Source organism: Scytonema sp. HK-05 (assembly GCF_963872035.1).
Taxonomy (GTDB): domain Bacteria; phylum Cyanobacteriota; class Cyanobacteriia; order Cyanobacteriales; family Nostocaceae; genus Kalymmatonema.
In genome coordinates this window covers 26,225-40,447 of the sequence record NZ_CAWMYC010000013.1, presented here as the reverse complement: position 1 = coordinate 40,447, position 14,223 = coordinate 26,225, and the positions used below count along the sequence as shown (strand labels likewise).

The following is a 14,223-nucleotide window of genomic DNA, read 5'->3' as shown; positions in this document are numbered from 1 at the left end:
CGGATTAATAATTACTAGGCAGCAACAGGAGTAGGAGTAGCAAACCTTGCATATCGCTCAATGTAGAACTCTTTAGAGTTAGCGATCGCCTTTACTGATGGACGTTCTTTAAGAGCGTGTTTCCACTGTTTTACACGAGTAAATTCTGCAGGTATGCCGAAACCGCGATACTCTTTAAGTGCAGGCCAGCGCTCAAACCAAGGGTAAAAAGTGAAATCAACCAAACTGATAGATTCACCAAACCAATAGGGGCCATCTTGAGATAGTTTTCCTAGAGCTTCAGTTTCAATAAATTCTAGGTGTTTGTAAAGTTCTTGTTTGGCTTCTTCTTGTTTTTGAGAATCTGTACTGCGTAAGAGAGTAGAAAAAGCAGGTACTAATCTTGTATTAGCAAAATCTATCCAAATTCGAGCTTGAGCTTTAGCAATTGGACTATTAGGTAAAAGTGGTGGATTGGGAAATACTTCATCTAAATACTCGTTAATTACAGCCGATTCCCAAACGGGACTTTCACCATGTGTAATTGCTGGTACTTTCCCATAGGGAGAAACTTTTGTAAAACCCTCTGGCTTATTCTGCAAATCAATTTCAATTAAATCGAAATCAATGCCCTTTTCTTGAAGTACAAGACGTGTACGGTGGGCATAAGGACAAACAACTGCACTATAAATCTTAATGTCAGCCATGTTGAAGTTCCTCTGTAAATAGGATTTGCTGTTTGGCATTGGGATATAGAGTTTCAATCTAAAAATCCCAAATATTAAATAGTTAATGTCAGTAACATGGTTTTGGATGAATTCTGAATCCAAAACCTAAAATCTAAAATTGTCTTAGCCTTTCAACAAGCGTGAGGTATGTCCCCACTTTTCCGTAAACACAAATTCTGTCAAAGGCTTGCGGGTACGAGGTGCTAATTCGCGATCGCGTAGTCCATCAGGGAGGTTCTGCGGATCGCCAGGATAGCCAACTGTCACCACAGTTGCAGGCTCATAGCCTTCCGGAATCTGGTATATTTCCCTTGCGGTTTCTGGATTAAATCCTCCTATTTGATGGGCAAATAAATCCAGAGAAGTTGCCTGAAGAATCAGGTTTTCTAACGCCAGCCCCAGATCATGAAATGCGTGTCTGTTTGTCTTCCCATCGTCAGTGCGAATTTTCGCCACCGTGAGTATCAATACTGGAGCGTTTTTCGCCCATCCTTGATTAAACTCCACCAAGGTACTAAGTAGACGGTTGTATTCCGTTGCGTCATCTTTGGTAGCAACAATAAAACTCCAAGGCTGATGATTATAGGAAGAAGGTGCCCAACGAGCCGCTTCTAGTAACGAAAGTAGTTTTTCTGGTTCAACTGCGCGATCGCTAAAAGCTCTAGGACTCCAGCGACTCCGAATGAAGTCATGAACAGGGTATTGCGTTTCGGCAAGTTTCTGAGTCATGTGTGTAAATTTCCTTGGGTGAGAACTGACTAGATCTACATCACCGATTAATATTTGATTGCGGCTTGCCAAAGGCTTATAGCGGTTAAAAAACCTTGTTTAGAGAATTAACACTCAATACTACTGTAAATACGTGTATTAATCGAAGTTTAATTATCTTACTGCATCCATCAGCAGTTAATCAAGTAGGGGGGGAAAGTGGCGAAGCTGTCACCAGCCGCCATGCAAGCTCTGAAAATCTTACTGTCGGTGGAAGGATAAGATTGCCGCGACTGGAACCATAACATTGCCGCTTTAAGGGCTGTAATACTTATTCTTCCGTTCGAGCGATCGCATTCTTTTTTGATGCATTGGAACCATAACATTGTCGTCACCCAAAAATGGAATCATGAGCTTGCCAAAAAAAGGTAATCTTAAGATTTGATTTTTAGGTTTGTGTAGGATTGTCAAATACTTATGCCAAAAGGGTTTCAGTTTTCGGGGATTTCAATCCTACATTTTTAGTCCAGGTGTGTTATCAACCCTTTTATTGTCGAATGTATAGCCTGCAAGGATTAGAGACATTAGAACGATAATATTGCCAATTTGAATTAAAAGCAGCACGGCGACGGGGATCTCTAAGCTCCACAAAAGCTTCGATAATTGCTGGTTGACTCATGGTAGTAGATACATTCCATTTTTAGGGCTGTATTTTACCATACAACTTTTACATTTAGAATGAAATAGCCCTGTTCGATTACCTATTCCTACAACGTTTAAAAGGAATAATCGTTTGTGCGTAGTTTTAAGCATTTGAACCACGCAACTTCTTCAAACGAAGTCAGCCAACGATGAGATCGCTTAACGAATGAGTGGGACACCTAAATCACACTGTTACGTACCGAGTCAATGAAGCGCGGCATGACCTATGGGGGGCGACCCCTAATACATTCTTGAAAAACTCCAGGTTTCAAGATGGATGAGGTTTAAGTTTTTAGCAAAGCGATATTGTTTTTGCAACATAACCAATCAAAAAATGACGAATTATATAAGTAAAATTTATTACGCCTTTTTTTTACAATTAAGTATAAAACTGTACAAGCATTGCGGTTTCATAAAAAAGTTTTTGCAATACAGTTACAGAAACACTGGAAGTGGGAAAAGTAAGAAAAGTAGGAAAAGTAAGTAAATTCATTTAAAGTGTTTACTAGAAAGCTAATATGGTGTAGTTTAATTAACTGGAGTTTTAATGGTTTTTATAGAAAAATCGATTGATAGTGTATTAGAGATAGCTCAAGTAAATTTAAATTCCAGTCTATTAATTTACAATCAATAACTACGCTGCTTTTTATAAATTTTGATGATACAGTATCTCTACGGGTGATTAATATAGTAATAATAAAAACACCAATGCTACGGGTTGATTGTTAAGATTTTAAGTATAGCATATTACAAAAAGCTCTTAAGCATAATTTAGACGCTAGTGATTTTTGTAAATGCCATGTATAAAATGAAGCAAAAAGTAACGAAACGAAGACGAGGAGTTGTACTCACTTCCATAGGAGTTAAACGGTTACAGTCAGCAATTCTTTCCGTGGAGATAGCAGAATACAAAGGCGAACACTTGAGTTTAGAAGAAATAAGCTCGCGCATTCATGTTTCCACTAGAACTCTGAGTAAATTATGGTCTTTAAGTGAAAGTGTAGACCAAAAAACTGTAAAACTCTGCTTTAGCGCTTTTAATCTGGAATTACATAGCGAAGACTACACTATCGTTAATGAAGCGAATGAGACTGAGACAAGTGAGTTATCGTCTCTTAGTTCATACACACAAGAAGATTCATCTCAAGTTTCGGAATTCACCTCATTTGTTGAAGAACATCATGAACAAACTGAACAGATAGAAAATCTTTGGTCATACCCGGATGGTCCCGTAGCTCTAGATTCTCCCTTTTATATTGAACGTCCCCCACTAGAGAAAAAGGTTTATCATGAGGTACAACATAGTGGCTGCGTGATTCGGATTCGCGCCCCAAAACAGATGGGTAAAAGTTCTCTAGTATTGCGGTTGTTAGCCTTTGCACACAAACAAGGATATCATACCGTAAATCTGAATTGCTACCAATTTGAGAGTGAGTGTCTAACTGACTTAAATAAGCTGTTGCGTCGTTTTTGCTGGCGAATTGCAACTCAATTAGGTATTGACCCTAACCTCAAAGAAAAATGGGATGAAGAAATTGGCTATAACTTGAGTAGCAGCTTCTATTTAGAAAACTATTTGCTCAATCAATGTCAAAGCCCAGTGGTTTTGGTGTTGAATGAAGTTGACCATTTTTTTGAATATCCTCACATCTGTCATGAGTTTTTTACTTTATTGCGATCTTGGTGTGAAGAAGCACGACACAATCCCAACTGGCAAAAGCTGAGGTTAGTAATGGTTTACTCTACAGAAGAGTACATCTCTCTAAATATTAACCGCTCCCCTTTTAATATCGGTCTACCTATTCGTCTTCCAGAATTTACCCGACCACAAGTAGAAGATTTAGCTAGGCGGTATGGTTTAAAGGGGAGTTTGCTTAAGGATGTTGACCAACTTATGTCACTCCTAAGGGGACATCCAGCATTAATTCAGATTAGTTTGTACTATCTTTGCTCTCAAGAAATGACCCTGCAAGAACTGATAGAGGATGCGATTGCCAATGGTGGGATCTACTGCTATCATTTATGGCGACTTTTTGTCAAACTGCAAGAAAATCCTAGACTGGCACAGACTTATGCTACAGTTCTGGAAGCAAAACAAGGTATTTCTCTTAATCCTATTGAAGCTTACAAGCTTGAAAGTTTGGGATTAATTCGCTTTGAGGGCGAGCGCGTGTTACCGCGTTGCGAACTCTACCGTGCCTATTTTGCAAAGCAACTATCTACAATTGTTTGACAAAATTCCATAATCAAGGAGATTTGAGAGTTACAATTCCCCTTAATTATCGGATGATTTTGCCTATCGCCTCTGTTCAAAACTACCAAAAATTGAAGATTAAACATAGATAACTGATAACTGATAACTGATAACTGATAACTGATAACTGATAACTGGTAACTGTTAAATATGAGATATCAGGTAGGAGGTAGTCTCCGCAGTGACGATCCGACATATGTTATCCGTCATGCAGACGAAAGACTTTATGCCAGTCTGAAAGCTGGTAATTTCTGTTACGTCTTCAACTCTCGTCAGATGGGCAAGTCATCTTTGCTTCAGCGCACAAGTTATCGTCTTAGGGAAGAAGGACATAGCTGTGTTTACTTGGATATGACCCGCTTGGGTATTGAAGATACTACACCAGATCAATGGTACCAAGGCATTGTTATCAGCTTATTCTACAGCTTCAATTTAGGGTCAGAAGTTGACTTTAAGCGTTGGTGGGAGAAGCAAACAGGCATTTCCTCGGTGCAAAAACTACACCTGTTTGTTGAAGATGTTTTACTACCGAATGTTCACACTGAGCGTATTTTCATCTTTATTGATGAGATTGATAGCCTGCTGAGTTTAAGTTTCCCAATTAACGACTTTTTTGCCTGGATTCGTCAGTGCTATAACCTGCGACCACAGAACTCAAATTTTGATCGCTTAGGATTTGCACTATTTGGTGTAACTAGTCCCTCAGATCTCATTGTTGATAAACGCCGCACGCCCTTTAACCTTGGTAAAGCAATTGAGTTACAAGGCTTTCAACTACATGAAGCCACGCCCCTGCTTCAAGGATTAAAGGAAGTAGTCAGTCAACCACAAGCAATACTGCAACAGGTTATTCATTGGACAGGGGGACAACCGTTTCTCACACAAAAACTCTGTGATTTAATTACCGAACTTGCTTCTCTTACTGCTACAGGAATGATTACCCTGCCTCCAGGTACAGAAGCATTTTGGGTGGAGGAATTAGTGCGAGCGCACATTATTCAAAATTGGCAATCACAAGACGAACCCGAACATCTGCGTACTATAAGAGATCGCCTTCTATTCAATGAACAACAGGCAGGGCGGTTGTTGGGTATTTATCAGCAACTGTTGCAAGCTTCTTCAACAGAAAATGGAGAACTCTTAAAGAATTCTGTCCCAACTGATGATAGTCGAGAACAAACAGAACTGTTATTATCTGGTTTAGTGGAGAAACACAACGGCTATCTCAAAATTAAAAATCCTATCTACCGCCATGTTTTCAATAGTGAATGGGTGGTAAAGCAATTAGACAATCTCCGTCCTTACTCGCAGACATTCAATGCTTGGGTAATCTCAAACTATCAAGATGAATCGCGTCTACTACGAGGACAGGCATTGAGAGATGCCCAAAAATGGTCGCAGGGCAAAAGTCTGAGCGATTTGGATTATCAGTTTTTAGCTGCAAGTACTGAATGCGATCGCATTGAAGTGCAAACGGCATTGGAAGCAGCACGTGCTAAAGAAGTAGAAGCACGACTTATACAAGAGCAAGCACGACTCGTACAAGAGAAAAAGACAGCTAGATTGCAAAGGTTGTTGCTAGTTGGAGTGTCTATTGGGTTGCTCGTCTCTAGCAGTTTGGGGATAGGGAGTTTTGTTCTGTATCGTCAAACCAAGAAAAGCTCAATTCAAGCTAAGAGCAGCGAAATTCGAGCGCTTGTATCTTCTTCTGTTGGACTGTTTGCCTCCAATCGGAGATTAGATGCGCTTGTAGAAGCAATTAAAGCCAAAGACAGACTGCAAAAGCTAGGAATAGCAAACACAAATCTTGCGCCTCTGGTTGAAGATGCACTAAAGCAAGCAGTTTATGGAGCAGATGAATACAACCGTTTTTCGGGTCATACAGCAACTGTTATGGCAGTAGATGTTAGTCCTGACAGTTCTCTAATTGCCTCAGCAAGTATGGATAAAACAATTAAGCTTTGGCGGCGTGATGGTACACCAGTTGCAACTCTCAAAGGTCATACCGCAGCAGTTAAAGCAGTTGCTTTTAGCCCTGTTCGCGTAGCGTACCCGCAGGGGTTTGGTCAGATACTTGCCTCGGCAAGTGAGGATGGTACTATTAAACTTTGGCAGCGCGATGCCAAAAACGCATCGTGGCGCATTTCTAGAACATTCAAAGGTCACACAGCTTCAGTTTGGGGACTAGCGTTTAGTCCGGATGGTCAAACTATTGCCTCTGCTAGTTGGGACACAACGGTGAAAGTCTGGAAGCGAGACGGCACTTTGCTAAGAACGTTTCAAGGTTATAAAGCTGGGTTTTTGGGAGTTGCTTTTAGTCCTGATAGTCAAACCATTGCAGCTGCCAATCTAGACAGGACAGTAAAACTCTGGAGACGAGACATCTCAGGCTGGCAGAATGCCAAAACCCTACAACCTCTCCAAGGGCATACAGGTTGGGTTGTCGGTGTAGCTTTCAGTCCTGATGGTCAAACCATTGCTTCGGCGAGTGAAGATACAACTGTCAAACTTTGGCAGCGAGACAGCACAAATGGCAGTTATCGCCAATATAAAACTCTTAAAGGTCATAGTGCCGGAGTTTCGAGAGTCGCTTTTAGTCCGGATGGTCAGACTATTGCCTCCGCTAGTCTCGACAAAACCATTAAACTTTGGGACATTGATGGTACAGAACACAGAACGCTTAGAGGACATAGTGCATCTGTTTGGGGAGTTACTTTCAGTCCTGACGGCAGCTTTATAGCTTCGGCGGGGGCAGAAAACCTTGTTAGACTTTGGCAGAGTGAAAATCCATTCCAAAAGAGTGTGATAGCTCATAAAGCAGGGATTTGGTCAATAGCGATCGCCTCCGATAGTTCTAGCATCGCCACAGCCAGCCACGAAAACAGTGTTAAATTTTGGAGTCGTCAAGGCAAATTACGGAAAACTTTGACTGAAGAAAGCGTAGTCTTCCAGGTTTCTTTCAGTGAGGATAACAAGTTAATTGCTTTTCCTGGTAATGATGGTACGGTAAAACTCAAGCGGCAAGACAGTAAATTAATTGCTAGTTACAAAAACCCTGATGGCAAAATTACAGGTGCGGTATTGAGTCCCGTTCGCGTAGCGTCCCCGCAGGGGTTTGGTCAAGCGATCGCCATAGCTAATGTTGACCATAATATCCGGATATGGTATAATAATCGTCTTGCACCACAGATTCTTAAAGGACATCAAGCCGAAGTATGGGAAGTTGCATTTAGTCCCGACGGTCGGCTGGTTGCCTCAGCCAGTAACGATGGTACTGTTAAGGTATGGACGCTGGAGGGTAAGTTGCTCAAAACCCTTGTCGGACATTCGGCAGCAGTATGGGTAGTTGCCTTTAGTCCTGACGGTAAAATGGTGGCTTCTGGAAGCGGTGACAATACTATTAAGTTGTGGACACTTGACGGTGAGCCAGCGCCTTCAGCGCTGGCGACTGGGGTAAGCGCAAAGCGCAGGCTCCGCCAACGCGAAGCGTATCCGAAGGATTCACCCCGAAGGGGGAAATTGCTCAAAACATTCAAAGGTCACACAGCTGCGATTTGGGGGGTGGCGTTTAGTCCCGACAGTAAGATACTTGCTTCTGGGAGTGGGGATGGAACCATCAAGCTTTGGAAAGTTGTGAGTCCAGAAGACTCAGCCTCTGGGCAGGAGACAGCGTCTGTGCAGGAGTTTGGTACGGAACTCACGACCCTCAGAGGACATACCGCAGCGATTAGGAAAATTGCTATCAGCCGCGATGGGACTTTGCTCGTCTCAGGGGGTGATGATAACACACTCATTCTGTGGAATTTGCAGCGGATTCTCAATCTAGATGCACTGGCTTATGGTTGCGCTCTGGTGCAAGATTATTTAAAAACTAATATAGGAGTGGAGAAAGGCGAAACTCCTGCACAGTCCCGCAAGGAACGCTCGCTTTGCAATCATCAAGAGAACTATTAGAAATGTTTCCTGACGGCGATGGAGATAGCGTAAGCTTCCTCATGTCATGAATCTTGCTGTTACCAAGCCAGTTAGTAACAGCAAGGTAGTAGAAGCTTGAATGAATTGTCAGTTGCCTTTCTCACATCTTGCACCAAGAAAACTTGATGTCAATAAATAACTCAGTATTAAACTAAAACCCTTAATTTAGCGATAAAAGCTCAAAAAAATAGGTGTCCTTATTGCGTATCTTTTTACATTCCCTGGATTTGTACGGGGAGGTGCAAGATCTGAGCTTTGCTACTGTAAGGGAAGGCAGAAAAGCAAAGGTGACAGCAAGTAGAAAATAAGTTATTTTTCTGAAAACTTTATCAACAGCCTTAAGTTCAACATTAACGTGTGGATCTTCGCTGGTAAAGACAGGCTTGAAGCGAAATAATACTAATGATAGTATTTCTCTTCTTTAATGCCGCATACGTCAGTAAAAGGCAAAGGCGAAAAGTTAACTTTTTATTCTCTTTTTGCCTTTACCTTATTTCTCAATTCCCCTTCTCTTGTTCTCTGCTCCTTAGCTTACAGGAGAAAATAACAGTACTCATCCCAGGACTTGATGAACTGTGCATCAAATTGATTTGTACTCTCTTAATGGATGCAATTCAACAAGCAAAATCTGGACATTCCGGCATACCGACAGCAATGGTTCCAGTAGCAAGCGTGTTTGTGGCAGAAGTTTCTCGGTTAAAGCCTTTAAGTTAGGACTTCAGTACCAATATATGAAATTGCAAGCACAAATTTGGCTTCATCCCAGAGAATATCGTCGTCCCAGCTAAGGCGCAATTAGTAAAAGCTTAAGGAGACTAAAACATGACCGCTTTGGAAATAATAACCAACCCTTTGCAAGCTTTACAAAATTATAGGCAGTCCATCTGGCTCGATTATATCCGGCGCAGCTTGATTAGCAGTGACGTGCAACGCGTAATTGATGAAGATGGGGTGCGAGGGGAACCATTTCAGAAGCGCCTCGGCTTTGGCAAGGAGTTGGACGACCTTACCTGATGATTAAAGTTCCTGCTACACCTGCTGGTATCCCTGCCATTCAAGAACTGATCGGTGAGGGCATCAATGTTAAGAAATTTTTTGTAACTCTGGTTGCGATCAGTTGCATGAGTATCAAACTCAAGTATTTGAGAGGAAATAATTATTATGACTAATGTTTCTCAAACCATCACTCCCACAGACATTAATGCCGATCTTGGTAAAGCCATTGAATTAGTGTTACTCGAGAACAAACAAGTTTTAGAAAAAGTCAATTACCTATCGGTTACCCAACTTGGGCAAGCAATTATGAATGCCCAAAGAATCTTTGTTGCGGGTGAAGGTCGCAGTGGCTTAGTGATTCGTATGTTTGCTATGCGGCTGATGCATTTAGGACGGCAGGTCTATGTCGTAGGTGAAACGATTACTCCGGCAATTCAGCAAGGTGATTTACTGATTGACTTTTCTGGTTCAGGTACCACGGAACACGTTTTGGAGATTGCTCACAAAGCAAAAGAAATTGGCGCTTATATTGCTAGTGTCACAACCCAAAAAGACTCTCCTTTAGCCAAAATTGCTGACTTTTTAATCCAGATTGAAGCCGCAGCGAAACAAGACCATAGCCATCAACAGTCAGAACAATTTAGTGGTTCTTTATTCGAGCAATCCTCCTTGCTTTTATTTGATGCTTTGTTCCACGTTCTATCTCAGAATTTAAATAAAAGTTCTGAAAATCTTTGGGCATTGCATGCCAATCTAGAATAACTAACTCAGTAAATCGCCACAAATAAACGTATTTTTAGTAGTTAGTGCTTAGTGGTCAAGAATAACCAAAAACTAACAACGCACTAGAGTACACCATTTCAATAAACGAGAGGTTGTTTTATGAAGTTACAAGTTTCTGTAGATTTGTTGTCATTAGAGCAAGCAATGAACTTGCTTAAAGATGTTGTTTCTTACGTGGATATCATTGAGGCTGGCACTCCTTTGATTAAGCAAGAAGGACTGAAGGTTGTCGAAACCTTCAAACAATCTTTCCCCGATAAGCTGATTTTTGCAGACATGAAGACGATGGATGCTGGAGGCTTAGAAGCTGAAATGGCATTCAAAGCAGGAGCGGACTTCACCACAATCCTAGCTGTATCGAATGACAGCACGATTGAAGGAGCTGTAGTTGCTGCTCGTAAGTATGGAAAGTACGTCACTGCTGATATGATTTCTGTTTCAGATCGTGTGCAACGTGCACGCAACTTAGAAAGGCTGGGAGTTAATTACTTGGAGCTGCACTGCGGGTTGGACGAGCAGGCTAATCATTTGTGCGCTTCTACTGCAAGTGAACTTGCGGCTCTACGAGGTGCGGTTTCAATCTCTCTCTCGGCTGCAGGGGGTATCAATGAGAAGACGATTCAGGAAGTAGAAGCCGCGGGAGCCGATGTAGCAGCAGTCGGTGCTGCCATCTACAGCGCTAAGTCTCCTGCCGAATCTGCCCGTCGTTTACGGGAGAAGATTAATTCAAAAGGATAACGAGCAGGACACACCTTGAATCCCCTGACTTCTGTCGGGGGAGAGACCAATCTGACACTTAAGGCTATGAACGCAAGAACTCTAATTGTTGAGTTTATAGGAACCTTTGCCTTCATGCTTATTGGTGTCAGCGTAATGGCACAAACCACTAAAAGCACAGCTGGACTAATTGAGATTAAGTAAGTCGGCGCAAATAATCATCACTGGTTTGTAGTAGCGCTTTAGCGCTGTTCGCGCAGCGTGGCGTCAGCCATAGCGCTACTACGAGCCAAATACAGAGATTTTACTTTTCTTTACATAGTTTGGTTTTTTCTTGCCGACTTACTTAGTACTAGAGCGTTGATACAGTAGTCAAAAAGGAGGCATGCATACCCGGTTTCTTTCTATCGGAAAGCTTAATATCTTGTATGTTCAACTTAAAGAAACTGGGTTTTTGATATTTTATCATGTTCGCCTGATCACTCATCATTCCCGCATCTGTTGTTCGCCTGATCACTCATCATTCCCGCATCTGTGCAAAAAGAGTGAAAACCTTTCTCTCACTGCTCCGTGCCCCTTGCGGTCTTAATGATAAGTCTTTAACTGGACACGATATTACTTACCGACGCTGTAGCTCATTCACTGATAAGCACTGTAATGGTCAGTCCTACAGTGCCTATTAGTGGTATGCACCCCAAGCCAACTGTGATGTTTGGGGCTTGGCTAGCTAATACTAAGTTGCATTCAAAAATAGTAACTGAGGCATCGGGAGATGGGGAGAACAATATCACCACACCACCCCATCGCCCAAAGTGTTACGTTTAACCGCAGCTTGGTATAAAGTGCATTACTGTAGGAGAAAAACGATGCAAATTGGTGTAATTGGTCTTGGACGCATGGGTGCTAATACAGCAATGGCACTGGTAGAGAATCCCAGGCTTTTTGAGTATACCGGATATGTACAGGACTCTGGCGAGGGGCGCTGGACAATCATGGCGGCGATTGAAGAAGCCGTCCCTGCTTGATGTACTATCGGCCGCACTCTACGCTCGTTTCCGGGCTCGACAGGAGCATACTTTTGCTGAGAAAGTCCTGTCTTGCCATGCTCTACAAGTTTAGCGGGCACGTTGAGCAACACAGTTAGGGGATAACGTTAGTAAATGTGCAATCCTTGCCACTTGAGTGTTAAACACTGTTGATTGAATACTTCTAAAGTTTTTTGCATCACAAAGTAATGACATGATACAACATGAGTTGATTGGCATTTTTTCCACTCAAACCGAGGCAGAAAATGCTGTACTAGAATTGCAAAAGGCAGGGTTAGACATAAATAAAATCTCGATTTTTAGTAAAGATTTCCAAACCCGTGACTTTTTTAGCTGGAAAGATACTGCAAAGGAAGGAGCAACAGAATATGGGTATTGGGGAACCGTGTTAGGTGCCGTCTTGGGTACGCTAACGGGGACTGAATTCCTATTGATTCCCCCAATTGCTCAGATTATTGTTGCCGGACCAATCTTTGGGTTGCTTTTGGGAGCCGTACAAGGTTTGGCTTTGGGAGTGGCTGTTGGTGCACTAGTAGGAGCTCTAGGCGGTGCACTGTTTGGAGAACTGGAAATTCCCATATACGAAAACGAAATCAAAGCAGGAAAGTTTGCTTTGATGACCAGAGGAACGTCAAAAGAGCGAGAAAAGGCGATACAAGTCCTAAAAGATGCCGGGTACAACATTCATGAGGCAATCGCTGTTTGAGGTTGCACTAGCTCAATAGTGTATCAATATCAGACATTGAGAAATAAAGCCATGACTTTTGTAAAAACGAATTACTTGACTAATGAATTAGACCAACCAACAAATCCCTGTGTGATAGTAATTTTCGGCGCTGCTGGAGACTTAACTAAGCGCAAGCTTATCCCCGCCCTTTACAACTTGGCACGCAGTAACTACCCGTGTTATATCAGGGAGGATTTGACATTGAAAAAATAGTTAGCTGCTCCAGTTCAGGGTGTTTTACTTCCAAGTGACCCTCGTAATTGCTTATCGATTGAAACGCTTAAATCACCTAATGATGCAGGAAGAAAATCATGGTTACTTTCACACTTTGGAGACAATTGCACTGGTCTGAATATGGTGCAGAACTTCTCGGAACTACGTTTAATCTTTTTGTTGGACTCAGTGCAGTTGTCTTCAATTTTGGTAAGGGCTTACCGATGGAGGCTCTCATACCTGACAAAAGTATGCGTTTGCTGATTACAGGGCTGCTATTTGCTGGAAGTGGGTCACTCTTTGCGATTTCACCACTGGGGAAATTGAGTGGCGCTCACCTCAACCCCTCCGTGTCCCTGGCATTTTGGGCACAAGGCAAGATGCATCAACATGACATCATTGGGTACATAATTGCACAATTCTTTGGTGCAATTATTGCTGCTGTGGCGGTGGTAGCTGTTTGGGGAAGCTACGCTACTAGTGTCTGGAATGGTATGACTTTACCAGGGGATAGTTACGCTCTCTGGTATGTATTTCTTGCTGAAGTTAGCATAACCTTTCTGCTGGTGCTGTCTATCTTTATATTTCTAAGCAGTCATCGGCTAATGCGCTGGACACCACTGATGACGTGGCTTTTAGTGGCAACAATAGTCTGGTTAGAAGCACCCATCTCTGGCGCGAGTCTAAGTTCTGCACGCAGTATTGGACCTGCTTTAGTCTCATGGTATTGGAAAGACCAGTGGCTTTATTGCATTGCTCCACCAATGGGGGCAATGTTTGCTGTAGCAGCCTTTCGATTACTCGCTATGGATAAGCGCGAGGTTTTGACAGGCAAACTTTTTCATGTTCCTAATTATCGTTGTATTTTCAAAAACGTCAAAGTAGCACATCGTAAGGAGAAACATTCCGGCTAGACCTGGGTTTGAGTGCGTTAGACATCGTAGACATCATCCCCAAATCGAGAAGGCACCCTTACCAAGAAAGACGGTGGAAAAATGAGGAGGCTAGAGAGTAACGAGTCATTAGACATTTGGTGGAAATGAATTATGCGTTCCCTGAAAACCTTGTAGAGACTAAGCATGTCTGATTTCTACATTCTTTTTCGGAGATGTCTATTGGCATTCATCACACAACAGCAAGCATGACCGAAACAATACAAACTTGTCCAAAAAAGATTAACCCTAGCGATCCCACTTGCTACGTTTTAACCCTCTTTAGTCACTCTGGGAAAAGAAAAATCAGAGCCAATTTTTCAAGTGTAGGTAGAGTAAGCGTTTGGGGGTTTATTTTCTAACAGAATGGCGCAAATCAAGATTTTTGCTAAAAGTTTTATGCTGTAAGGATTATAGATTATTTTCTGTCAAGAGTGATAAAAGAGGGATAGGTATAACGGGG

At 42.2% G+C, this 14,223-nt stretch carries 15 protein-coding genes; 12 read left to right on the top strand and 3 right to left on the bottom strand.

What is annotated here, in order from left to right:
* Positions 1–14: 14 nt before the first annotated feature.
* The 3 genes from AACT52_RS03250 to AACT52_RS03240 all read right to left on the bottom strand — a co-directional run bounded on the left by AACT52_RS03250 (position 15) and on the right by AACT52_RS03240 (position 2,094).
* Positions 15–686 carry a glutathione S-transferase family protein gene (locus AACT52_RS03250; protein ID WP_073629330.1) on the bottom strand — a complete coding sequence of 224 codons (672 nt, stop codon included), beginning with the start codon at positions 684–686 and terminating at the stop codon, positions 15–17.
* Between the two features lie 144 nt (positions 687–830).
* Positions 831–1,436 carry a nitroreductase family protein gene (locus AACT52_RS03245; RefSeq protein ID WP_073629329.1) on the bottom strand — a complete coding sequence of 202 codons (606 nt, stop codon included), beginning with the start codon at positions 1,434–1,436 and terminating at the stop codon, positions 831–833.
* Between the two features lie 526 nt (positions 1,437–1,962).
* Entirely contained in the window at positions 1,963–2,094 is a 132-nt protein-coding gene (locus AACT52_RS03240) for a hypothetical protein (RefSeq protein WP_272937073.1), read from the bottom strand.
* 831 nt (positions 2,095–2,925) lie between these two features.
* Here AACT52_RS03240 and AACT52_RS03235 point away from each other — a divergent pair.
* The 12 genes from AACT52_RS03235 (at position 2,926) to AACT52_RS03185 (ending at position 13,742) form a co-directional block, all read left to right on the top strand.
* Complete coding sequence (locus AACT52_RS03235; protein WP_073629422.1) at positions 2,926–4,350, top strand: AAA-like domain-containing protein; 1,425 nt, start codon at positions 2,926–2,928, stop codon at positions 4,348–4,350.
* A 171-nt stretch (positions 4,351–4,521) separates the two neighbouring features.
* Entirely contained in the window at positions 4,522–8,325 is a 3,804-nt protein-coding gene (locus tag AACT52_RS03230; RefSeq protein WP_073629328.1) for an AAA-like domain-containing protein, read from the top strand.
* A gap of 423 nt (positions 8,326–8,748) precedes the next feature.
* On the top strand, positions 8,749–9,060 hold the full coding sequence (locus tag AACT52_RS03225; RefSeq protein WP_073629327.1) for a hypothetical protein: 312 nt from the start codon (positions 8,749–8,751) through the stop codon (positions 9,058–9,060).
* 108 nt (positions 9,061–9,168) lie between these two features.
* The gene (locus tag AACT52_RS03220; protein ID WP_073629325.1) at positions 9,169–9,360 is read left to right on the top strand and encodes a hypothetical protein; all 192 of its coding nucleotides are present in this window, start codon (positions 9,169–9,171) and stop codon (positions 9,358–9,360) included.
* Positions 9,360–9,515, top strand: coding sequence for a transaldolase family protein (locus AACT52_RS03215; RefSeq protein WP_233153848.1), 156 nt, complete (start codon positions 9,360–9,362; stop codon positions 9,513–9,515). Before AACT52_RS03220 ends, AACT52_RS03215 begins: the two co-directional genes overlap by 1 nt.
* A complete protein-coding gene (gene hxlB, locus AACT52_RS03210; protein ID WP_073629323.1) occupies positions 9,508–10,104 on the top strand; it encodes a 6-phospho-3-hexuloisomerase in 597 nt (198 codons plus the stop codon). Before AACT52_RS03215 ends, hxlB begins: the two co-directional genes overlap by 8 nt.
* A gap of 120 nt (positions 10,105–10,224) precedes the next feature.
* A complete protein-coding gene (gene hxlA, locus AACT52_RS03205) occupies positions 10,225–10,863 on the top strand; it encodes a 3-hexulose-6-phosphate synthase (RefSeq protein WP_073629321.1) in 639 nt (212 codons plus the stop codon).
* A 636-nt stretch (positions 10,864–11,499) separates the two neighbouring features.
* Entirely contained in the window at positions 11,500–11,667 is a 168-nt protein-coding gene (locus AACT52_RS03200; protein WP_158054550.1) for a hypothetical protein, read from the top strand.
* A gap of 41 nt (positions 11,668–11,708) precedes the next feature.
* Positions 11,709–11,867, top strand: coding sequence for a hypothetical protein (locus AACT52_RS03195; protein ID WP_233153847.1), 159 nt, complete (start codon positions 11,709–11,711; stop codon positions 11,865–11,867).
* Positions 11,868–12,081: 214 nt separating this feature from the next.
* Complete coding sequence (locus tag AACT52_RS03190; protein WP_073629319.1) at positions 12,082–12,594, top strand: general stress protein; 513 nt, start codon at positions 12,082–12,084, stop codon at positions 12,592–12,594.
* Positions 12,595–12,645: 51 nt separating this feature from the next.
* Entirely contained in the window at positions 12,646–12,828 is a 183-nt protein-coding gene (locus tag AACT52_RS41165; protein ID WP_096549590.1) for a hypothetical protein, read from the top strand.
* Positions 12,829–12,926: 98 nt separating this feature from the next.
* Positions 12,927–13,742, top strand: coding sequence for an MIP/aquaporin family protein (locus AACT52_RS03185; RefSeq protein WP_073629317.1), 816 nt, complete (start codon positions 12,927–12,929; stop codon positions 13,740–13,742).
* The last annotated feature ends 481 nt before the right edge of the window (positions 13,743–14,223 follow it).

Bases quoted from the DNA above. Each gene is read 5' to 3' on its own strand.
- AACT52_RS03200 (WP_158054550.1), top strand. From the start codon at position 11,500: ATGGTCAGTCCTACAGTGCCTATTAGTGGTATGCACCCCAAGCCAACT.
- hxlB (WP_073629323.1), top strand. From the start codon at position 9,508: ATGACTAATGTTTCTCAAACCATCACTCCCACAGACATTAATGCCGAT.
- AACT52_RS03235 (WP_073629422.1), top strand. From the start codon at position 2,926: ATGAAGCAAAAAGTAACGAAACGAAGACGAGGAGTTGTACTCACTTCC.
- AACT52_RS03230 (WP_073629328.1), top strand. From the start codon at position 4,522: ATGAGATATCAGGTAGGAGGTAGTCTCCGCAGTGACGATCCGACATAT.
- AACT52_RS03195 (WP_233153847.1), top strand. From the start codon at position 11,709: ATGCAAATTGGTGTAATTGGTCTTGGACGCATGGGTGCTAATACAGCA.
- hxlA (WP_073629321.1), top strand. From the start codon at position 10,225: ATGAAGTTACAAGTTTCTGTAGATTTGTTGTCATTAGAGCAAGCAATG.
- AACT52_RS03245 (WP_073629329.1), bottom strand. From the start codon at position 1,436: ATGACTCAGAAACTTGCCGAAACGCAATACCCTGTTCATGACTTCATT.
- AACT52_RS41165 (WP_096549590.1), top strand. From the start codon at position 12,646: ATGACTTTTGTAAAAACGAATTACTTGACTAATGAATTAGACCAACCA.
- AACT52_RS03220 (WP_073629325.1), top strand. From the start codon at position 9,169: ATGACCGCTTTGGAAATAATAACCAACCCTTTGCAAGCTTTACAAAAT.
- AACT52_RS03240 (WP_272937073.1), bottom strand. From the start codon at position 2,094: ATGAGTCAACCAGCAATTATCGAAGCTTTTGTGGAGCTTAGAGATCCC.
- AACT52_RS03215 (WP_233153848.1), top strand. From the start codon at position 9,360: ATGATTAAAGTTCCTGCTACACCTGCTGGTATCCCTGCCATTCAAGAA.
- AACT52_RS03185 (WP_073629317.1), top strand. From the start codon at position 12,927: ATGGTTACTTTCACACTTTGGAGACAATTGCACTGGTCTGAATATGGT.
- AACT52_RS03250 (WP_073629330.1), bottom strand. From the start codon at position 686: ATGGCTGACATTAAGATTTATAGTGCAGTTGTTTGTCCTTATGCCCAC.
- AACT52_RS03225 (WP_073629327.1), top strand. From the start codon at position 8,749: ATGATAGTATTTCTCTTCTTTAATGCCGCATACGTCAGTAAAAGGCAA.
- AACT52_RS03190 (WP_073629319.1), top strand. From the start codon at position 12,082: ATGATACAACATGAGTTGATTGGCATTTTTTCCACTCAAACCGAGGCA.